The organism is Enterococcus casseliflavus (assembly GCF_029215545.1).
Classification (GTDB): Bacteria; Bacillota; Bacilli; order Lactobacillales; family Enterococcaceae; genus Enterococcus_D; species Enterococcus_D casseliflavus.
In genome coordinates this window covers 671,525-692,516 of sequence record NZ_CP119393.1, presented here as the reverse complement: position 1 = coordinate 692,516, position 20,992 = coordinate 671,525, and the positions used below count along the sequence as shown (strand labels likewise).

The 20,992-nt window shown below is 43.3% G+C and carries 17 protein-coding genes; 3 read left to right on the top strand and 14 right to left on the bottom strand.

Going from position 1 to position 20,992, the window contains the following annotated elements; genetic code table 11:
- Window positions 1-5 precede the first annotated feature (5 nt).
- The 5 genes from P0G38_RS03290 to P0G38_RS03270 form a co-directional block, all read right to left on the bottom strand.
- Window positions 6-914: a carbohydrate ABC transporter permease gene (locus P0G38_RS03290; protein WP_005228471.1), complete on the bottom strand. Its 909-nt coding sequence runs from the start codon at window positions 912-914 to the stop codon at window positions 6-8.
- 61 nt (window positions 915-975) lie between these two features.
- Entirely contained in the window at window positions 976-2,253 is a 1,278-nt protein-coding gene (locus P0G38_RS03285) for a sugar ABC transporter substrate-binding protein (protein WP_275854031.1), read from the bottom strand.
- Window positions 2,254-2,264: 11 nt separating this feature from the next.
- Window positions 2,265-4,592 (bottom strand): glycoside hydrolase family 65 protein, encoded by a 2,328-nt coding sequence (locus tag P0G38_RS03280; protein WP_275854030.1) that lies wholly within the window; start codon window positions 4,590-4,592, stop codon window positions 2,265-2,267.
- Window positions 4,593-4,643: 51 nt separating this feature from the next.
- Entirely contained in the window at window positions 4,644-4,937 is a 294-nt protein-coding gene (locus P0G38_RS03275; protein WP_275854029.1) for a hypothetical protein, read from the bottom strand.
- A complete protein-coding gene (locus P0G38_RS03270) occupies window positions 4,915-5,328 on the bottom strand; it encodes an RDD family protein (protein WP_087627918.1) in 414 nt (137 codons plus the stop codon). Before P0G38_RS03270 ends, P0G38_RS03275 begins: the two co-directional genes overlap by 23 nt.
- Window positions 5,329-5,554: 226 nt before the next feature.
- Between P0G38_RS03270 and P0G38_RS03265 the strand changes: the two genes are divergently transcribed.
- Window positions 5,555-6,772, top strand: coding sequence for an amidohydrolase family protein (locus P0G38_RS03265; RefSeq protein WP_275854028.1), 1,218 nt, complete (start codon window positions 5,555-5,557; stop codon window positions 6,770-6,772).
- Window positions 6,773-6,854: 82 nt separating this feature from the next.
- Here P0G38_RS03265 and P0G38_RS03260 read toward each other — a convergent pair whose 3' ends face one another.
- The 6 genes from P0G38_RS03260 to P0G38_RS03235 form a co-directional block, all read right to left on the bottom strand.
- A complete protein-coding gene (locus P0G38_RS03260; RefSeq protein WP_275854027.1) occupies window positions 6,855-7,664 on the bottom strand; it encodes an alpha/beta hydrolase in 810 nt (269 codons plus the stop codon).
- 10 nt (window positions 7,665-7,674) lie between these two features.
- The gene (locus P0G38_RS03255; RefSeq protein WP_005228463.1) at window positions 7,675-9,141 is read right to left on the bottom strand and encodes an alpha-L-fucosidase; all 1,467 of its coding nucleotides are present in this window, start codon (window positions 9,139-9,141) and stop codon (window positions 7,675-7,677) included.
- Entirely contained in the window at window positions 9,138-9,794 is a 657-nt protein-coding gene (locus P0G38_RS03250; protein ID WP_005228462.1) for an SGNH/GDSL hydrolase family protein, read from the bottom strand. The genes P0G38_RS03255 and P0G38_RS03250 overlap by 4 nt, the downstream gene beginning before the upstream one ends.
- A 142-nt stretch (window positions 9,795-9,936) precedes the next feature.
- Window positions 9,937-11,685 (bottom strand): type 2 periplasmic-binding domain-containing protein, encoded by a 1,749-nt coding sequence (locus P0G38_RS03245; RefSeq protein ID WP_086295685.1) that lies wholly within the window; start codon window positions 11,683-11,685, stop codon window positions 9,937-9,939.
- Window positions 11,686-11,706: 21 nt separating this feature from the next.
- The gene (locus P0G38_RS03240; RefSeq protein ID WP_005228460.1) at window positions 11,707-12,639 is read right to left on the bottom strand and encodes a carbohydrate ABC transporter permease; all 933 of its coding nucleotides are present in this window, start codon (window positions 12,637-12,639) and stop codon (window positions 11,707-11,709) included.
- Between the two features lie 15 nt (window positions 12,640-12,654).
- A complete protein-coding gene (locus P0G38_RS03235; RefSeq protein ID WP_005228459.1) occupies window positions 12,655-13,596 on the bottom strand; it encodes an ABC transporter permease in 942 nt (313 codons plus the stop codon).
- 236 nt (window positions 13,597-13,832) lie between these two features.
- On the opposite strand from P0G38_RS03235, the gene P0G38_RS03230 reads away from it, so the two are divergent.
- A complete protein-coding gene (locus P0G38_RS03230; RefSeq protein WP_275854026.1) occupies window positions 13,833-14,438 on the top strand; it encodes a YesL family protein in 606 nt (201 codons plus the stop codon).
- Window positions 14,435-16,231 (top strand): sensor histidine kinase, encoded by a 1,797-nt coding sequence (locus P0G38_RS03225; protein WP_275854025.1) that lies wholly within the window; start codon window positions 14,435-14,437, stop codon window positions 16,229-16,231. The genes P0G38_RS03230 and P0G38_RS03225 overlap by 4 nt, the downstream gene beginning before the upstream one ends.
- A gap of 58 nt (window positions 16,232-16,289) precedes the next feature.
- On the opposite strand, the gene P0G38_RS03220 is transcribed toward P0G38_RS03225, so the two are convergent.
- Genes P0G38_RS03220 through P0G38_RS03210 form a run of 3 tightly spaced genes read right to left on the bottom strand, consistent with a single transcriptional unit; the run spans window position 16,290 to window position 20,920 of the window.
- A complete protein-coding gene (locus tag P0G38_RS03220; protein ID WP_275854024.1) occupies window positions 16,290-17,753 on the bottom strand; it encodes a glycoside hydrolase family 43 protein in 1,464 nt (487 codons plus the stop codon).
- A complete protein-coding gene (yicI, locus tag P0G38_RS03215) occupies window positions 17,754-20,024 on the bottom strand; it encodes an alpha-xylosidase (RefSeq protein WP_275854023.1) in 2,271 nt (756 codons plus the stop codon).
- Window positions 20,021-20,920 carry an ROK family protein gene (locus P0G38_RS03210; RefSeq protein WP_275854022.1) on the bottom strand — a complete coding sequence of 300 codons (900 nt, stop codon included), beginning with the start codon at window positions 20,918-20,920 and terminating at the stop codon, window positions 20,021-20,023. Before P0G38_RS03210 ends, yicI begins: the two co-directional genes overlap by 4 nt.
- Between the last annotated feature and the right edge of the window lie 72 nt (window positions 20,921-20,992).

Genomic DNA, 20,992 nt, shown 5'->3' with positions numbered 1-20,992 from the left:
TGACGTTACCCTCTTTCTTTGTTCAATTTTTCTGCTAGAAGTGATGTAGTAAAAATAATGATTGCCAATACAATCGCTAATGCAGCCGCATAGCCCATCGTGTTCATTTGTCCAAAGGCGTATTGGTAAATCATTAGTGACAAGGTCAGAGTCGAATTGTTGGGTCCTCCTGATCCGTTCGAGAAGATATACGCCTGATCAAACATCTGAAAGGTACCAATGATGCCCGTCAGCAATACATAAGTAGTGATTGGTCTTAGATAAGGAATCGTAATATATCGTAATTTATCCACGGTTGTCGCGCCATCGATCTCCGCTGCTTCGTACAACGAATGAGGCAGATCAACTAAGGAAGCCAAATAGATCGTCATATAATAGGGCACGGTCGACCAAATATTCATCACCATAATCACTTTCAACGCATAGGCCGGTTCTTGTAAAAAATTGATTGGTTCTGAGTAAAATCCTAAATTCATAAATAAGTCATTGACTGGACCGTAAATATTAAAAATAAACATAAAGATGATCGTCAACGCTGAACTAGAAGTTAGAGTCGGTAAAAAATAAATCATCCGAAACAATTTTTTCCCTTTGATTCCTCTGCTACTTAAAATATACGCAATGATCAAAGCAAAAATCGTTTGTAATGGAACGACGACCAACGCGAAAGTGGCCGTATTTCTAAGTGCGATTCGTGCTTTTTGATCGGTAAAGATACGTACATAATTCTCTATCCCTTTAAAAGAAAACGTATTGGTAAACAAATTGACATCGTTGAATGATAGATAAAAAGCAAAGAGAACAGCTAAGACGAAAAAGATTCCTACGACAATAATTGCTGGAGCCAGAAAGAGCCACGCCTGTCGGATTTCTTGCCATTGGCTTTTTGTATAGTTGTGTTTTTTTCGTTCCATCGTGTTGTCACCTTTCTCCAAAGAAAAGAGGGAGGGTCTCCCCCCTCTTTATAATGTCTGACTAGTTTGCTGTAATATCCGCATTCGCTTGATCATCGGCAGCTTCCATCGCTTCTTCAAAGGTCATGTTTCCATTCAAAGCATTAGGTAAAAAGTTTTGATACGCTTTGTTGATGGTATCTAGAGTGGTTCCATTTTGCCAAATCGTTGCATAATCCCATGCCTCTAAGTGAACATTCAAGTCACTATTTTCAGTGATTTTCGCTGCATCTGCAACATCTTGGCGACTAGGCAAGGTTCCTGTCCCTTCTACCCAAGCTTGCATACCACTTTGTCCAGTAGCGTGTTGAATCCACTTATCTGCCAAGGCACTTTTTTCAGTCCCAACATATTTTCCCCAACCGACAGAAAACATCATTGACCCTTCCGTTCCTTTATACGTTGGCATTTCTTTTACAACAAAAGGAATATCAGGAAATTCTGTCTTCAGGGTCTCATACACCCAGTTTCCTTCATCCATGATCGCAATTTTTCCAGAACCAAAAGCTTCGCCGTTCCAACCTGTTCCGATGTCTTGCGGGGTAACCGCTGCTTTCGTATCGACCAATTCTTTTAAAATTGAAAGATTATCAACTACTGCTGGGTCAGCCAAATTAGCCGTCCCGTCTTCATTGATTGGTTGAGCATTTTCACGCGTTGCAAGATGGTAGTTACGAGCCATATCTTGGTTATAACTCATGGCAAAAACATTCCCTTCACCATAAGCTTCATTGATTTTTTCTTGAAACGATGGTAGCCATTCGACATACGCTTCAAGAGTGTCTGGTACTTCATCGATCGATACACCAACTTCATCAAAAATCGCTGTATTGAAATAGAGTGCTAAAGTTGACATATCTTTAGGAACAGCCTGCAGTTGTCCATCCGAGGTCGTAAAAGCATCGATCAAGCTATCATAAAACTGTTCACTTTCAAAATCAGCCGGATCCAATTCTGCAAGTGTGCCATTCTCCGAGAACCATGGGAACATATAGGCATCCACATAAAAAACATCAGGTGCAGTTCGACCTGCCATATCAGCTTGAATTTGGGTGTTATAATCGGTATATACTTTCTTTTCAACTGAAGCACCTGTTGCTTCTTCAAAAGATTGGATCATTTCATCCAACGATTTTTCTTCCGCCTCATTTCCACCCCAAACACCGATCGTTAACGAATCCCCCGTGAAATCCGTTTGATCTGTCGAACTACTGGTGTCTTCGTTCCCGCCACAAGCTACCAGCAATGCTGCTACAGACAATAGAAGCCCTGTTCCTACTACTTTTTTCCATCCAGTCATTTTGTTTCCTCCTAAAAATTGATTTTGATTTGTTCTTTAAGCTGATAAACTTTATCAAAAGCGATAAACTCGATCGCTTGCTCCCCATGGTTAGTGACCGTAAAACCTTCCTGTGTGACTTCTATCCGTAATGGCTGTTGGTGCCACATAATACCAAAATCAAGTGCTTCCCAAGCCTTTGGTAAATGTGGTTCAATTCGTAACTGGCCGTCTAAACAACGCACGCCCCCATAACCGAAGACTGTCATTTGCCAAATCCCACCGAGTGATGCTGCATGGATCCCTTCATTGGAAGACAGCATATTCTCCCCCATATCGATGTTGATCGCTTGTTGAAACAGGTCATAAGAAAGTGCTATTTCCCCTAAATCAGCAGCGAGGATGGCATGTGTCGATAATGACAAGGAGGAATCATGGAGCGTTTTTGGCTCATAGTAATCCCAATTCAACCGTTTCTCTTCTTTTGGAAAAAGGTTCTCAAATAAGAACAAGAGCAAGAGGACATCGGCTTGTTTTGATACTTGCATTTCATTGACTTGTTCTAAGTTATACTCGTGGAACAATGTGCCTACTTGCGAATCATTTTTATACTTGGTGAGATCGATTTCTTTTTTCGACAAATAGGTATCGTCTTGTGGAATGATTCCTGCTTCATTCGGCTGTGGTAAATAAATTGCAGCTACTTTCGCTTGCCATTCTTGATACGCCTCATTTAACGGCAGTTTTTCCGACAGTTTCCCAAAAAGTTCCGACTGGTTCTTTTTCAGCTCATCATATAATGAGATTGCCAATTGAATGTTCCAGTGCGCAGTATGATTCGTGAATGCATTATTATCGACATGCTCCTTATATTCATCTGGTCCAACGACGTCTAGAATTTCATAGCGTTTGTTTTCTTCGGACCACTCTAAACGACTCGCCCAAAAAATCGCCGTATCAAAAATCACTTCATAACCTTTTTCCCCCGCGAATTGTTGATCATTCGTTACATCGATAAATTGCTTGATGCCATAAGTAACATCACTGGTAATATGCTGTTCAATAAACCCTGACCAAATTTTTGTTGGTAAGCCTGTGATAATATCCGCAGCGCCCCAAACTGGCGTAGTTTCACCATCTTCAGGCCAAGCAGCTTCCCACGGAAATTGGGCGCCTTGATAGCCGTTTTCAGCAGCTTTTTTGTGGGCACCAGCCAAACCTAAATAGCGGTAAGTCACTAGTTTTTTGGCGATTTCTGGGTGTGTGAAGGTAAAATAAGGCAACATAAAAATCTCAGTATCCCAAAATGTATGTCCTTTGTACCCTTCTCCCGACAGGCCTTTGGCACCTATGTTCATGCGTTCGTCATGGGCTGGTGTCATCACATGCAGGTGGTATTTCGCAAAATGAATCGCTAGTTGATCTAGTGGGTTCTCTGTCTTAATGTTGATTGGAAAAACGGACCAAACTTCTTTGTCCCATGCCGCGGCTGAAGCTTTTGCTAATTCCTGATAGCCGTTTTTACGAATCTCTTTTAGCTCTTCAAGAGCAATCCTCTTCAACTCTTGTGGTGATTTCCCTAAATATTCTTTATCGATACTGGTATAAACAGAAGAAAACTTCTCAATCTTTAACATCTCATTTGCGGCTAACGTTTGCCAATAACGATTGTAGATTTTTCGTCTACCCATCTCGATCCGTTTCTTGGTTTCATCATAGCAATCTACTGTTTTTTCTAAATTATGTGCTGTCGAAAGAACAAAGGCGATGTTAGATTGAGTGGTCTTTGGCATCATTTGTAAAAATCGATTATCGACGAGTGATTTGTCTCCTTCAGTAAAATGCTGCGAACCACTATTTGTCATCTGTCCATCAATACCAGAAATAATTTCCAACTTGACTTCTTTTCCTAAATTCTTGATCATCACTTGTTGCGCAAACACATGCTTTTGTGCAAAGGAAACACATCGCTTAAAGGTCAGTTCGACATTGATCTGACCATGCTTCCATTGAAAGGACCGCGTTAGTTCCCCTGTTTTCAGATTTAAGCAACGTGAATAGTTTGAATAAGTGCCTTTTGATAAATCTAATCGTTTGCCATCAAAAAGGAGTTCCATCCCTATCATATCAGGTACATTGGGCAGCTCAGTCACTTCATTTTCGTCGAATTTATTAAAGGTTCCTGCGACAAAAAGATTACGGGTTTCACCAACATATTTCTCTTCTGTGGCAGAGCGCATCCCCAGATAGCCATTGCCCAAGCACATAATCGCTTCTGCCTTGCCTAACCATTTTGTATCAAAGGCCTTTTCCGTAATTTTCCATGGGTCTTCTTTTAAATACTGCATTGCTGTTTCCATTTTTTCCTCCTAGATCTTAAGAAAACGTTTTAGTTTCTTTCAAAAATTTTTTTATTTATAAAAATAATTATTGGACCGAAATAAAAGCACAATCAAGCCCATTAAATAACTACCAATTACTAGAACAATTGCTGCGTTAAGAAAAACAAATCCTACGATTAAGTGAAGTGGCGCATAATAAGCATAGTCTCTAATTATTTTTGCGGCTTGGTATTCGTTTCGCCACTTCCAAGCAATAAGACTCGCACTAGCCCAGGCAAGAACAACTAACAAAAACAGAGCTTGTGTATTGATTTCTATTAAAGGATTTCCAGCTAACAATTCATCGAAGGAGGTTTCGCTCATAGTGATCATTCTCCTCTTTCTTATTAAATCCCACCGTACTCTGTCCTAATATATCGTGTAAAGTTTTTTTCGTACCCAAATAGACTAAGAAAGAACCAATGAAAAACAACCAACCGATCATTGGCAAAAAGTAGAGCAATTTTGCTACTTCCCTCATCCCCACCGTTAGTAGATCACGCTGATTCGTAAAAACAACAAGTTTCGCAAAATGCTTTCCAATCGTTTTTCCTTCAAAACTACTCAAGCAAACCATGTTGTAGACCACAAAGAGCAATTGAGGCAAAACAATAGTTATTCCAGCAGGCACCATTAGAAGATAGCTAAGCATTGTACTAGGAAGAAAAATAATTATTCCATCAATTAAAAATGCTAGCAATCTTAAAATCAGCATAAGTACCCTCCTTTCGAAAACCTTTTCGTTACATCCACATATTACCAGACAATTTTTCTCTATTCAAGCGTTTTCACAAAAAAATTCTGAGAATATTCCTATTACCAGAGAGAAAAATAGCTATATTGCTAAAACGTTTTAGTTTATCTGTTTTTTTGCAAGCGATTTGATTGGGAACCAGCCGCGGTTATGATACCATGAAGCAAACACGAAAGAAGGCGATTTCTTGGATTTATGGCTTACAAATGTTCAACTTGAGACGAGTTATTTAAAAGAAGGCGACTGGTCTTATGGAACCAAAACAGAAAATACAGCAATCGGGATCAATGATGGAAAAATAGCGGAGATCGTGCCGATGACTGAATGGCAGGCATCAAGCGAAGCGACGATCATTGATGGGGAAAATCAGTTATTGTTGCCAGGATTGATCGAAAAACATTGTCATTTGGACAAAAGTAAATTAGGTACTCCTTGGCGTCCAGTAACGCCAGCAGCTAGCTTGGTGGAACGATTTGAAACTGAGATTCCCCAATTAGATGCCTTACCGTTATCGATCAAAGAACGCGGACAAGCGCTGATTGATTTAGAACTACCTCACGGTGCGGTGATGTTCCGCTCACATATCGATATTGAACCAATGACTCAGCTGCGTTATTTTGATGCGATCACTGAATTCGTTGCCGAACAGCCTTTTGGTTCAGAGCTGGTCTTATTTCCCCAACATGGCTTGCTGCGCTCAGATGCTGCTTCCTTGATTGAAGAAGCCTTAGCAACGGGCAAAGCTTCTTATATTGGCGGTGTTGATCCTTATACACTCGATCAAGATTATAAAACTTCCTTACGGACAACTTTTGAACTTGCTCAAAAAGGGCATGTCGGTATTGACCTCCATCTTCATGATCGGCAAGAAGCTGGCAGAGCGACCGTCAAAGAAATGATTCGTTTGACGAAGGAATTCAATATGCAAGGAAAAGTAGCGATCAGTCACGCCTTTGGTCTAAATGACTTTGAGGGAGAAGAACGCAAAGAAGTCTTTCAAGCCTTAGCAGACTTAGAGATCCATATCATTTCAAGTATTCCCATCAGCCCAGGAACGATCCCGCCACTGAAGGAATTGCAAAGCTATGGCGTGGCTGTTCATATCGGTTGCGACAATGTCTATGATTCTTGGTCTTCTCTTGGCGACGGTTCTTTACAAGAAAAGCTGGCGCGCTATTTAGAGATTTTTGCTGTCAAAAGTCAGGAAGACTTGACGCAAGCCCTAGGTCTGGTTACTGATGGCAAAGTGCCATTAGATAAAAACGGTGCGCAGCAATGGCCTAAGGTTGGTGATTCGGCTGATTTCTTGCTGACACCAGCTGCTTGTACGGCAGAATTTGTCGCCCGCAAAGGCTTCGTCAGCAAAAGTTTTTATCAAGGAACGGTTGTCTTTTCAGCTGAATAAACTATCTGATAACAACGAAAAGAAAAGCCATTGTCTGAACTCAGCAGACAATGGCTTGTTTCTTTCGATCATTAAACGTTTCTCAAAAATTCCATTTTACCCAATCAGCAAATAATTCTGGCCAACGGACAACCGACGCTTCGATCCCATGTTGATCGCTGTTGGCGGTTTCTGGCGTTCCTAAACTTAACCCGTGACCGCCCCGAGGGAAAATGTGTAGCTCATAAGGTATATTAAATTTGCGCAGCTGTTCGGCAAAAAGGAGGCTGTTTTCCGCCAAGACTAATCCATCTTCTAATGTTTGCCAAAGAAACGTTGGTGGTGTCTGTTCATTGACTAAAGTCTCTAAAGACAAGGCGGCTTTTTCTGTTTCGTAACGATCTGCTAATAATGAACGGAAGGAATCTTGGTGCCCAAGTTCTCCACTAGATAATACTGGGTAGCTCAACAGTAACCCGTTAGGCCGCCATTCTTCATTGGCTCCTTGTAAAGCCTCTGCTAGAAAAGGTTGCTGCCAAGACACACCCAAGTTAGCAGCTAAATGGCCACCAGCTGAAAAACCAGCAACGATGATTTTTTCAGGATCGACGTGCCAGGTGTCATGATTGGTGCGGACAAGACGAACGGCAGCAGCCAATTCCTTTAAGGCTAACGGATAGACAGCCGGTTTGATACTATAATGCAACACAAAGGCTTGGAACCCAAAGCTCATCATTTTGATGGCGATAGGTTCCGCTTCACGATCCGACAACATTTCATAGCCGCCGCCAGGACAGATGATGACCGCTGGTCGGACACGATCTGGTTCCATTTCAGGAGAATTTTCGATGACATAGGTAGTTAAACTTGCTTGGCTTTCTGGTAAAAGTGCAGATCTTTTTTCATGTATCACGGGTTGCGCCTCATTTCATTGTAATTTTATAGACAATTGGTTGGTCGGTTTCAATTGGTTCAAAAGTTAGTTGCAAGCCTTCATCGGTCACTTGCCAATCAACAGGCTGTTCTTCGTATCCTAGAATCGTGACGGTTTTGATGATGCCGTGAAATTCTGGCAAATTTTGGTCTTTGGATTGTGCCAGTGCTTGGATCCTTGCGTGTCCATTCTCAGGACTTGCCATGCCAATCGCATACAACGAATCCCCCTGAACCGTAAAGCGGAAATCCTGGCTCGTGTATGTCGTCGCCTGTGCTTCTTGAAATTGGCCCGAAACTACAGTCGTGGGCCCTTCCCCTGCTTTGCGCCATGGTTTCGCTTCATAAATGGCTTCACCATTTACATCCAGCCACGCACCGATTTCTTTTAAGATCGCTTGATCTTTTTCTGGGATCGAACCATCCCCTTTCGGCCCGATATTCAAAAGGAGATTGCCGTTTTTACTGACGACTTCGATCAAATCCTGTAAAATCTCACGTGTTGTTTTATAATCCAATGTCGTGGTATAGCACCATGAATTACGAGCGATTGCTGTGTCTGTTTGCCAGTAAAAAGGTTGTGGTTCGGCAAATTTCCCCCGTTCAATCTCCACGATACCGCTACCAAACATCATGGCATCGTGCTTGTAGCAAATACCAACTTGTTTGCCCCATTCAGCCCCACGATTGTAATAGTAAGCAGCGAAAAGTTGCAAATGCTCCTTGAAGGCTTCATGTTGGATCCACCAATCAAAATACAGCAGCTCTGGTTGATAGTTGTCGACGAGTTCACAGGTTCTAAGCAGCCAATCATCTAAAAATTCTTTTGACGGGTATGGCTCGCTAAAGAGACTTTCATGGTCTGGCTCTGGCATCGCTGGCCAGTAAAAGTCGCCTTTTGCCAACGGCTCCTTGATATCACTGTCAAAATCCTTACCGTGTCCCATAAAAAACCAATGTTCGGCACGATGAGATGAGGTACAAAAATGCAGGCCTTGCTCCTCTGCTGCTTCTTTTAGTTCCCCAAGAATATCTTTTTTCGGCCCCATAACTGACGCATTCCATTCAGACAGTTCGCTTTTATACATCTGAAACCCGTCGTGATGTTCTGCAACGGGAAAAAGATAATTGGCACCGGCTTGTTTGATCAAGCGAATCCATTCATTTGCATCAAATTTATCTGCGGTAAACATCGGAATAAAGTCTTTGTAGCCAAAGTTTTTTTGTGGACCATAGGTTTCAATATGGTGATCGTATTCTGGATGGCCTTTGATGTACATATTTCTTGAATACCATTCATTGTGAAAGGCTGGAACACTGTACAGTCCCCAATGAATGAAGACCCCAAATTTTGCTTTGCGGAACCATTCCGGTAGAACAAAAGCGCCCAATGACTGCCAATTTGGAAAAAAGGGGCCTTGATGTGCGACTTGCTGGATCGTTTCTACTGTGATCATTGTTTTTCCTCCAAAATACCGACTGTTTCCAGCCATGTTTTTGCAATCAACACATGTCCTGCAGTCGAGGGGTGCACGCGATCACTGCTTAAGACATAGGATGATTGATAAAGCAAAAAATCATCAAACTTTTCCTGCGTATCCCCTAAAAGGATACCATACTCTTGCGCTACTTTGGCAAGCACTTGTTGGTAATTGGCAAGCATTTTTCTTAATGGATCTTCTTTGTTGGCTTCAACCATAAACGGGCTCAAAAGAATCATCCCCTTGACATTTGGCAAGGTCTGCTCGATCAAATCACGCAGCTCTGATTCAAATCTCTCGATCCCCACTAGTTCCGTTTGAGCAAAGGTTCCATCAAAATGCCGCCACACATCATTCACACCGATCATGATCGTTACCCAATCTGGTTGAAATGCCAACACATCATCCTTCCAGCGCTTCTTCAAATCGACAACCGTATCCCCACTGACACCCCGGTTGACGATCATTAATTCCATTTGCGGGAGTAATGCTGTGGTATAGGCGTTGATCAGATGAACATAGCCGTCCCCCCATGAAGACCAACCTGCGGGTATCGCTTGATAATTTCGATTGCTATCTGTGATCGAATCCCCCATAAAAAGCAAACGATCTTTTTTATCCACTATCATTGTTTTCCTCCTTAAAGAAAGAAGATTGATCCGCTGGTGCTGGATCAATCTTCTTAAGTGATTGCTTATCCAAAGGCTGTATACTCACTTTTGCCAAGGAACCGTTGGCAAATCACTCGAGCGATTCTTTGTTTGTTTTTGATTAGTCCCCAAATTCTTTCGCTACTTCTATCCGTTTTTCGTTTTGATCTTTTGCATTGTTCATGTCAAATTCCAAAACGGTTTGATAGCCAAGACCATCTGCTGTTTCTTGCATTTCTTTTAGCAATTGATCAAATTCTGCTTCATCTTTGGCAAAAACCATTCGCCAAGAGTACTCGATGATCGTCGCTTTGGCTTGGTTACGCAACGTAGAGATCTCTGAACTATCTTCTGGCGCTACATAGCTGGCACCAGGGGCAACTAACAATTGGTCGTTCTCCTCTAAATAGCCAATGGTGGATTCTGCACCACCCATATTTTTTGACCAATCTTCTTTTACAGGATCGGTTGTTTCATTTTGGTAGCTTTCCCACATCGTATAAGCATAAGGGAAGCCTGTATCAGGATTGATATCGATCGGTAATACCGTATTGACGTTGAGTGCAGATACGCCATCTTTGTAACTTCCGCCACCGTATTCTTCTGGCACATCCCCATCACCATCTAGCAATGCTTGTTTTCCGAACTCAGTTAAGACAGGCTCGCCGTCTTTCATTTCCCAAGTCAACCCTTCTGGACCACTACTGCCGCTTGTTTGAGAAGAATTTGCTAACACACCTTCTGATGAGTAGAGCCAGTCAATGAAGGCTGCGATTCGCTCTGGGTCTTCGGCATTAGAACCGATCCCGATAAATTGTTTGCCACCGTATACTTCCGCACCATAAGAGAAGATTTTTTGATCTTGGATCGGTGCCAACATAAAGCCTTTTCCTTCAGTCAAGTTCGTGGTCGTATTAAATGCCGCTTGACCTAACCAAGGCCACCATGAGAATAGCACTTGTCCTTCTTGGAATTTTGCAAAAAGTGTATCGTAATTTTGCGTCGTTGATTCTGGGTCAACTAAGCCCATTTGATTGGCTTCGAAGTAAAACTTAAGTGCACGAATATATTCAGAGTCACTATCGAGAATGCTTTGATAATCAGATCCATCGGCTTTTGCCAAGACAAATCCTGATTCATCGTACCCATAGTAGGTGACAAGCTGTTTGCCTGCATTCATCATGTTGCCGTCCCAATCGCTGAATAGAGAAAACCCATACACTTTTTTGCCAGAATCTGTTGTTGGATTGTCTTCTTGCATTTTTTGAATCACAGGAAGCAGGTCTTCCAATGTCCCTATTTCTGGGTATCCTTGCTCCCCATAAAGATCCCAACGCACGTAAGCACCAAATGTAGGGTCTAATCCTTCTGAAGGATCGGTGGCTTTTAAGGTAGAAACAGAAGTTGGAAAGCCATACAGCCCATCGGCATCTTTGTTTAGATTTTGAACAGCCGCATCGAAGCGCTGAACGTTTTCCATAGTTTCATAATACTCGCTCGCATCGGTCAACAAACCTGCTTCAACCAATTCGTTGTATTGTTGGCCATTATCAACAATGATCAAATCACCCAAATCGCCTGCTGCCGTTCGCGTTTGATAAAGGGTATCACCGTTTCCAGCAACGTTTGGTGCGATGATGTTCAATTCCATATTGAATTTATCCCGCACGATTTTGGCAAACCAACCTTCTTGCATCCCCATATAGTTGGCTAGCCCATTATAGACATCGATCGTGATCGTTTCATCGTAGCCACTTTCGCTGGAAGCAGCGTCTGTGTCAGATTCAGCCGCTCCTCCACAGCCGGCTAAACTACCTAGCAATGTCATGCCTAACAAACCTGTTGCTACATATTTGGACATTTTTTTCATTTTCTTCCCTCTTTCTTTTTATTAGCCTTTCACCGCACCCAACATAATTCCTTTAACAAAATACTTCTGGAATAGCGGATAAATGAACATGATTGGTAAAACAACAATGACTGAAACGGTCATGCGGATCGACGTCGGCGTCTGCGTTGTTGCTGCTGAAGCGATGCTGGAAAGTGATCCCGAGGTATTTTTGACCATTTGTGCCAACGAATTGGCTTGATTGATATACGTGTAAAGAAGGTATTGCAAGGAGTAGAGACTTTGATCCGTAATGTAAATCAATGTATCCTGGAAGGAATTCCATTGACCCACTGCCGAGAAAATCGCTACTGTTGCTAAAATCGGCGTACAGTTGGGTAAAATTACCCGAAAGAATACTTGAATGATGCCAGCTCCATCCATTTCAGCTGCTTCTTGCAATGATTTGGGGATCGACTCAATATAGGTTTTCACCAAGATGATATTAAAGGGCTGAACGACAGCCGGCAAAATATAGACCCAAAAGTTATTCGTTAAACCTAATGTCTTCATCGTGATGAATAATGGAATCAACCCTGCATTGAAATACATTGTAATCACGACAAAGCGATACCAAAATTTTCGTTTCCACATTTTTTCTTGGGTAAACATGAAGCCTAAGAAGGCTGAAGCTAAGACAGTCGCGGCGGTACCAATCACCGTTCTAGCCACCGAAACCGTTGCGGCTAGAGGCAATCCTTTTAGCTGTAACACTTGACTATAGTTTTCAAAATGGATCTCTTGTGGAAAAAAGCGAATTTGGCCTAACGCACTCAACTCATTATTACTGATTGAATTAATGATCAAGTAATAAAAGGGATACGCGCAAATCAACGTAATCAAAAAGAAAAAGGTATAGTTGAGGATACTAAACGTCAGGTTTTCACGTTTGCGCACTTTTTTCGCCTTTTTCTTTTCACTAATCGATAGTTCCATTGATATCCTCCTCTTCTAAATAATGGATGTCCCCCGAATTTTTTTCGAAGCAATATTGACGATGGCTAACAAGGCAACAGAAATGACACTTTTTAGCATACTGATCGCGGTCGCTAGCGATAGACTATTTCCGCCCATCCCTAAATTGTAGACATACAAATCGAGGACTTGGATCGTATTTCGATTGAATGCATTTTGGAAGACAAAGTACTGATCCATTCCGTTGTTCAGCAAGTTGGCGATAGACAGCATCAGCATCACAAGGAACGTCGGCATCAAGGCAGGTAGTGTGATATGACGCATCAGGTGGAAACGATTCGCCCCATCGATTCGTGCCGATTCATACAGTTCGGGGTCAATTCCTGAAATGCCTGCAAGATACATGATGGCACCCCAGCCCAAGCCTTTCCAAATATTCCAAAGACACATCATCAGCCACGTATGATTGCCGCTATCCAAAAATTTGACTGGATCGGTAACGAAGCCCCATTCTTGCAGCAACGTGTTTACCAGCCCTGTTGAAGAAAACAAGCTAAAGGCAATCGTATACACCAAAACCCAACTGATAAAATTCGGCAGCGTGGTCAGCGTTTGGACCAAATTTTTAAACCATTTGCACTTGATTTCGTTCAGTAAAATGGCGAAGCCTACTGGTAGGATCGAAGTGGCGATCCCTAAAAAACTCATGGCAAAGGTGTTTTTCATTACTTGTACGATCTGATCCACTTGTGTTGGACTAGAGACAAGAAGTCGAAACCATTTGAAGCCTACGAACTCGCTGCGCGCTAAACCTAATGCTGGTTTGTAATCATAAAGTGAATAAATCCATCCGTGCAAAGGAAAATAAGAGAACAAAAACACGAGAATCAGAAAGGGAACGATACATAAAAACAAAATCTTCCCTTCTCGTGTCACCCGCTTATTTTTTCTTGGGACACTGCTTAGTTTACTTTCCATTTTCCTCCCCCTTTTTTTTGTAACCGCTTTTACATTTTTAATACTAGCACCTGAATGCTTATTTGCCACCTGTGAAAAATAGAGGTCAATCCGTACATTTTAGACTTCATTTTTCTTTTATTTATAAAGAACGTTGATCTATCAATGTTTTCGCTAGAAACCGCTCGAATAGTAAGGCTTTCAAAATTTGTTTTTTGCGAGTACTATAGGAATATATCAATTTTGGAGGGATAAAAATGAAGTACAATCCTGATGGTCAACTGTACAAAATAACTACCGTTTTTTCACAATTCACATTGTTAAATTTACTATATATCATTAGCTGTTTGCCAATTATTACAATTGGTGCTGCGACAGCTGCCCTTTATGAAGTGACGATTCGTTATGCGGATGAGGAGCGTGGTGAATTGATTGTAGGCTATGTGCGAGCGCTACGAGCAAACTTTATGAAAGCCACCGGTAGTTTTCTCCTTCTTGGGCTCCCCATGGTAGCACTACTGTATAGTAGCTTGTTTTGGTTTTCCTCAAAAACCATTCTTGCCAGTATTTTTGCTTTCGCTCTAATTGTTACAGCTATTTATCTGTTTATTGTGTTAGTCTATTGCCTTGCGTTAATTGGACGTTATGAAAACAGCTTTAGGCAAACACTAAAAAATGCGTTTCTGTTACCGATCGCGGACCCTATCCGTTCGTTAGCCCTCGCACTTATTCCTATCGCTGCGTTTTGTTTTGTTGTTTTATTTCCGTTGTTTAAATTTCTCTTGTTGATTTTTGGCTTTTCTTTTGTTATTTATTGTAGTTCGTTCCTGTTGCTTTCTATCTTTCGTAATCAACAAGCATGAAAAGAATCAGTCATCTCTCACTTTTTCGTCGTCTGAGTCAGTTTTCCATTCGGCGACAATTGTTCATTCTTTATCTACCTGTTGTTTTTTTATCCACAGTGACTATAGGTCTCTTATTGGTCTACGATTCAACTAAACAGCTGACAGGCAATTACCAACACTTGGCAGAGTTGAATGCTCAGCGTGTCAAATCTGTTCTTTTTGATACAACAAACACGCTGACAAACACGGCGAGTTCCTTATCAAACGATACCCATCTACGTCAACTTTTAACTGCCAATTACCTTGACGACCAAGAAGCGATCGTGGACATCAATAGCTATGATCAGCTAGATGAGATCAGAAATCTTCAAACCTCGATTGCGAAATTAACCATCTATACAACGAATCAAACCATTCCGAACTATAAATATTTTCAACAGGCAGATGACACGATTCAAGCGACCGCCTGGTACCAACGAGCGCTCAAGCAACCCGATGCTTTTTTGATGACGATGCCAGAGGATTACAAAGCAAATCGTTTGAGTCTTTATAAAACGTTGCCTTTGCCTTTATCAAAAGAAACAGCCGTTTTGGAGATCCAAGTCGATTACAATTATCTCAGTAACCGACTTCGTAATTCATCCTATGAATTGGAATTACAGTTAAATGATGATGTCATCTTTTATAGCGACAAAATCAATCAAGTTGGGGAACCGGGACAGCTGACAGCTCTTTCTGAGCCGCAAACGAGTGCTGCCTTTTTAAAAAATGATGGTACCAAGGTGATGCTCACCAAAAGCACCTTACCCATGAGTAACAAAGAAGACATCATCACGATTTATAGTGCGGATACCAATGCCTACAGCAATCTAAGCGCCAATCTGATCCGGTGGAGCACGATCGTTTTGGTGATTTTGATCACTACTTTCATCATCGTCTTTCTCTTTGCTCGATTCTTTACCAAACGAATCTCTCAACTGCAGCAGGCGGTCTACTTTGCCTCGATCGAGGATTATGATTTCTTTCAAAATATCAGCGGTGAAGACGAGATTTCACAGATCTCTCTTGATTTCCACAAGATCATTCAACGAATCAAGAAAAAAGAAGAAGAGATCTACCGTTCACGTTTGGCACAGCAAGAGCTGTTGACTCAGCAGCAGCAAATGGAATTTAATATCTTAGCGGGGCAAATCAACCCCCACTTCTTGTTCAATACATTAGAAACGATTCGTATGATGGCGCTGACTTCTGGCAATTCTGACGTCGTTTATGCCATTAAGTTACTGGCAAAATCGATGCGCTATACGCTAGAAGCCCACGGAACCAAGCGAACGAGATTAGAAGAGTCCTTAGACGCGGTTCACGTGTATGTCAAGATCCAGCGGATGCGCTTTGGCGATCGAGTCAACTTTTCCTATTCAGTCTCCAATGAGATCGACCAAAAAGAAGTCCAAATATTGCCCCTCCTGATTCAACCATTGGTGGAAAACGCCATCTCCCATGGCTTGGAAGGCATCACCTATCCAGGGTTTGTCCGTTTGACGATTACCAAAGACGGCCATGATCTGGTGATCGTGGTACAAGACAACGGCAGCGGGATACCGCCAGAAAAACTTGAACGCTTGCAGCAAAAAATCAAGACGCCCTCCACCCATGCCAAAAAGAACATTGGGCTAGCCAACGTCAATCATCGGGTCAAAATGTTTTATGGACCTGAATACGGCTTGTCGATCGAGAGTGTGCTGGGCAGCGGCACACAAGTCACCTTGCGGATCCACGATCTAAGCCAAGATTCATTTTCTCCACGCTAAAACAGTAAAGCCCCCCTTCAATTCCTGTTTCAGAAATCGAAGGGGGGCTTTTGATTGATTAGAAATCCCGCACACGAAGGGTTTGTTGGGATGAAGAGGCGCTAGCATAGCAGCCTACCATGATCCCAGTAAAGACACCGCCAACTTCAGTAGTCAGATATTTTGTTTCTCCCCTACCTAAAGGTTGTGCTTGTCCTTGCTCATCAACAACAGAAAAACGATAAGTTTCTTTATCTGCGCTCAGCTGCAAGGTGACTGTATCTGCTGCATAAGGCAGTTTCTTTTCCACTTTCCATAGGGAACCGATTTGTCGGCGGAAAACTAGCTGCTGACTGGACGCCGTTTTTTCCAGGTAGCCCTCATAGTGATGGGTGGCATTTAAGAAAACCGTCAATCCCGCTTGTCCATCCGTTAGTTGCCGACAATCAAAGGTTGCTTGAAATTGTTGCTCAAAGGCGGTTTGCCGTTGGAACACAGCCGCGAGTTTGCCTTGATCAGACAGACCCATCTGATTAGGATGCAGCAAGAAGCCATGCGCCTCTTCTTCAATCAACGTCGGGTCCCATTCGAATAAAGTCACGTAATCAGGCTTGCTGCTCTTCTTTTGTGTTTCCTTTGGTGCCGCCGCTGCGTCTACCTGAATGGTTTCTGGTAAATGACCTTCTTCGCCAAACACCGGCCATGGGTTTGACCAGTCTACTGGCAGTAGGCATGTTTCCCGCCCTAACAAATGCCTCAAAGGATAGCTGATGGGGCGTACTGCTAGACAGACTGCCCACCAGTTGCCTTTAGTATCTTGCACGAGATCCGCATGCCCTGCGGCTTGCAGTGGCAGATTCGTACTGCGATTGGTCATCACTGGATTGTTGGGGCATGCTTCATAGGGTCCCGTCAAGGAACGGCTGCGGGCCATGGTCAGCATATGCCCATAGGACGTTCCGCCTTCGGAGATCAACAGGTAGTAATAACCGTCTTTTTTATACAAGTGGGGGCCTTCTGGATCAGCCGCTCCGCTGCCCGTCCAAATATTTTGCCGCGGGCCTAGTTCTCCAGAAGCCAAATCGATTGTCCGCAGATAGATCTCCTTATGGGTGCCTAAGTAATAGGTCTGCCCATCGTCATCTACGAAAATTGTTGGGTCGATCCCAGGGGTGTCCAGCCAAATCGGGTCAGACCATTCACCAGCGATGTCATCCGTCCAAATCAGAAAATTGCCTTCTCCTCCTTCGTTTGCGCCAACGTTAGTACAAACGAGGTAAAAGCGGTCCTTGATGAAACGCAAGGTTGGGGCATACAGACCAAAAGCATTGGGGTTTTTCGTCGGTAGCTGCAACTGCTCAGGTCGCGAAAGTCCATGGCCAATCAGCTGCCAGTCTGCCAAGTTTTTACTGTGATAGATTGGTAATCCAGGAAAATATTCAAAGGTACTCGTCACCAGATAAAAGTCTTCACCGACACGGCAAATACTGGGATCTGGATGAAATCCAGGTAAAATTGGATTCGTGATGGTTCGCATAGGCATCTAGAACTCCTTTATCGTGGTTTGGTCAGCCGTCAGCTCATGGCTCGTTTTTCCAGCAGTCGTGTGTATCTGCAAGGATGCTTGCTGGATGCCAGTCAGCTTGACGATCAGTTCTTGAGCGACTCTTTCGACAGCCACCTCGCCAATCCACTCACCGTGGTGATCATAGATAGCGGCAGCGGTCTTGTCTTGCGGATCAAAAAGATGGATCGTTGGATGTTGGGCATAGTCATAGACTGCTTTGGTTTGTTCATGGCCTTCGATAATGACTTGATTTGGTCGGACTAACAGTGGCAAGTGGAAATAGTCATAGGTTTCTTGGTACCAGCGTCCGCCCTCGTATGCTTTGCCAGATAAATAGTCGATCCAATGCCCCTTCGTTTTCGGTACGTAAAAGGAGACTGTTCCTTGATCATTAAAAATGGGCGCCACTAAAAGGTGTTCCCCCAGCATGTATTGGCGATCCAAATGATGGGTCATCTCGTCTTCAGGAAACTCTAAGACCATTGCCCGCATCATCGGAATCCCCGTTTGAGCGGTTAGCACCGATTGGGCTTGCAAGTAAGGCATCAAGGACAGTTTTAACTTGGTAAAGGCTTTGGCTACCGCCACGGCTTCGTCGTCATAGACCCATGGCACTTTGTATTCCCAGCTGCCATGGTAACGGCTATGGGAAGACAGCAGACCAAATTGTGTCCAGCGCTTGTAGAGGTCTGGAGTTGAGCCAGCTTCAAACCCTGAGATATCGTGGCTCCAATACCCAAAGCCGCCTAATCCAAAGGATAGACCTGCTCGCAGCGACTCTGCCATCGATGGATAATCCGAGGTACTGTCGCCGCCCCAGTGTACAGGCAAACGTTGCGAACCAACCGAAGCTGCCCGCGCAAAAACGATGGCTTCTTCTGCTCCCTTGACTTCTTTCAGCAAGTCAAAGACGACCTTATTGTATAGATAGGCGTAATAATTGTGCATTTTTTCTGGATCAGAGCCATCATAGTACACCGCATCGGTGGGAATCCGTTCACCAAAATCCGTTTTGAAGCAATCCACACCCATGTCTAATAAGGCACGCAGCTTGCTGTTGTACCAAGCGATCGCTTCAGGGTTGGTGAAGTCGACGATCGCCAAACCAGCTTGCCATTTGTCCCATTGCCAGACATCTCCATTGGCGCGTTTCAAAAAGTAGCCATTGGCCATCCCTTCATCAAACAAGGGTGATTTTTGCCCAATGTAAGGATTGATCCAGACACAGATTTTCAATCCTTTGGCTTTCAAGCGCTGCAGCATTTTTTCAGGTTCTGGGAAAGTTCGTTCGTCCCATGTGAAGTTGCACCACTCGTATTCTTTCATCCATAAGCAGTCAAAATGAAAGACCTCAAGAGGGATATCACGTTCTGCCATACCGTCTACAAAAGACGTCACGGTTTGTTCATCATAATCCGTCAAGAACGAGGTACTTAGCCATAACCCAAAGGACCATGCAGGCGGCAGCGACGGTTTTCCCGTCAAATCAGTGTAGCGCTGGATCACTTGTTTCAGCTCATCGCCGGCAATCACAAAGTATTGTAGCGATTGTCCTGGATTGCTGAATTGAACACGCGAAACTTTTTCACTCCCCACTTCGAATTGCACCCGATCTGGTGAATTGACAAAGACGCCATACCCTTTATTACTTACATAAAACGGAATATTTTTATAAGCTTGCTCTGTACCAGTCCCCCCATCGGCATTCCAAATATCAACACTTTGGCCATTCTTCACGAAATTAGTAAAGCGTTCCCCTAAACCATAGATCGTTTCTCCCACATCCAGAGTCAACTGCTCGCTGATATGGGTATTTGCTTGCGGATCGATCACTAAGGCTTTGCTGCGAGGCTTGCTTTGGGTAATCAGCTGTTCTTTGTAATAAAACGAAGCTGTCACATTTTCCTCTTTGGTGATTACGACTTGCAAGTCTCCCGAGCGAAAAACATAGGATTGCTCGTCTTCTGAAATATCAGGAGTGATCGCTTCTGTCATCAATTCAAAATCGGGGGCTTTGGCTTGGACCCCTTTATAGTTATAGAGGGTGATCCCAATGATATTGCTTCTAGGGGTAGTGACTTCCATCGTTAACAATCCGCCATCCAGCGTTGCCCCTTTATGCCCAACATAGCTATAAGGCAGATATAAGACCAATTTGTTTTCTTCTTTACGGGCATCGTAGACATGCACCGCAAATTTCACATCAAATCCTTCACGAAATAACCAACCGCCATCTGAAAATTTCATTTTTTTCCTCCTTGTTGGATCAATGTCAACGCCCCTAACAGACCAGAATCATTATAGTAACGACAAGTCTCGATCGGCACTTGGAAATCTGGCCAATGGGGGTTCTCATTGATTGCTTGTTTGATTATAGCTAATAGATCAGGGTGTTGGCTGATGCCGCCGCCGATCAGTATTTTTTCGGGATTCATCGTGACAGCTAGGTTGTAAATCGCAAGTGCGACATAACGTGCCCACTGTTTCAGGATCTCCTGCGTTTCAGGATCACTCGACCACTGCTGCATGATGGTTTCGCCTAAAATCTCCTCTGATTCAGGAATCGCTTTTGCCCGCCGATAGGCAGCAATCAGTCCTCTCGTTGAAGCTAGATCATGGAGGGTCGCAAAAGAAGATGCTTGAAAATCAGTGATCATCATTCCGAATTCTCCTGCCCGAAACCCATGTCCGTGAATCAACTGCCGCTGATGAACGAGCGCGCCACCAATACCGGTGCCTAATGTGATCATGACAAAATCTTGTACGTCAGCAGCATTGCCGGTAGAAAGTTCTGCTAAAGCAGCACATTTCGCATCATTTTCGATCCAGATCGGATAGGACTTGTTTAAACGCTGCTGCAGCTCTTGTACGACAGCACAGCCGTGTAAAGGAGCCAACGCCCCCGCCATGATCGCTCGGCCATTGACTGAATCAATGAAACCAGGAAAACTCAGCCCGATCCCTTCGATGATATGCACTTGCTCGACTTCTTTTATTTTGGCAGCTAAGGCAGCAAAAAATTCATCCCGCGTATTACTCGGGGTTTTGATTTTGCCTCGGTCCAGCCATTGATTCTTCTCGGTAAAAACCCCAAATTTGATATAGGTCCCCCCTACATCAAAGCACAGGCGTACATCTGTCATTTCTCCTCCTCCGTTCGAAAAGCGCTTACAGTTTCATTTAAATTATATAAAAGAAAAAAAAGAAAGCCTACT

What these genes read in the sequence shown, in the direction of transcription:
- P0G38_RS03290 (WP_005228471.1), bottom strand. Translation starts at nt 914, where the DNA reads ATGGAACGAAAAAAACACAACTATACAAAAAGCCAATGGCAAGAAATC.
- P0G38_RS03285 (WP_275854031.1), bottom strand. Translation starts at nt 2,253, where the DNA reads ATGACTGGATGGAAAAAAGTAGTAGGAACAGGGCTTCTATTGTCTGTA.
- P0G38_RS03280 (WP_275854030.1), bottom strand. Translation starts at nt 4,592, where the DNA reads ATGGAAACAGCAATGCAGTATTTAAAAGAAGACCCATGGAAAATTACG.
- P0G38_RS03275 (WP_275854029.1), bottom strand. Translation starts at nt 4,937, where the DNA reads ATGAGCGAAACCTCCTTCGATGAATTGTTAGCTGGAAATCCTTTAATA.
- P0G38_RS03270 (WP_087627918.1), bottom strand. Translation starts at nt 5,328, where the DNA reads ATGCTGATTTTAAGATTGCTAGCATTTTTAATTGATGGAATAATTATT.
- P0G38_RS03255 (WP_005228463.1), bottom strand. Translation starts at nt 9,141, where the DNA reads ATGATCACAGTAGAAACGATCCAGCAAGTCGCACATCAAGGCCCCTTT.
- P0G38_RS03250 (WP_005228462.1), bottom strand. Translation starts at nt 9,794, where the DNA reads ATGATAGTGGATAAAAAAGATCGTTTGCTTTTTATGGGGGATTCGATC.
- P0G38_RS03245 (WP_086295685.1), bottom strand. Translation starts at nt 11,685, where the DNA reads ATGAAAAAAATGTCCAAATATGTAGCAACAGGTTTGTTAGGCATGACA.
- P0G38_RS03240 (WP_005228460.1), bottom strand. Translation starts at nt 12,639, where the DNA reads ATGGAACTATCGATTAGTGAAAAGAAAAAGGCGAAAAAAGTGCGCAAA.
- P0G38_RS03235 (WP_005228459.1), bottom strand. Translation starts at nt 13,596, where the DNA reads ATGGAAAGTAAACTAAGCAGTGTCCCAAGAAAAAATAAGCGGGTGACA.
- P0G38_RS03230 (WP_275854026.1), top strand. Translation starts at nt 13,833, where the DNA reads ATGAAGTACAATCCTGATGGTCAACTGTACAAAATAACTACCGTTTTT.
- P0G38_RS03225 (WP_275854025.1), top strand. Translation starts at nt 14,435, where the DNA reads ATGAAAAGAATCAGTCATCTCTCACTTTTTCGTCGTCTGAGTCAGTTT.
- P0G38_RS03220 (WP_275854024.1), bottom strand. Translation starts at nt 17,753, where the DNA reads ATGCCTATGCGAACCATCACGAATCCAATTTTACCTGGATTTCATCCA.
- yicI (WP_275854023.1), bottom strand. Translation starts at nt 20,024, where the DNA reads ATGAAATTTTCAGATGGCGGTTGGTTATTTCGTGAAGGATTTGATGTG.
- P0G38_RS03210 (WP_275854022.1), bottom strand. Translation starts at nt 20,920, where the DNA reads ATGACAGATGTACGCCTGTGCTTTGATGTAGGGGGGACCTATATCAAA.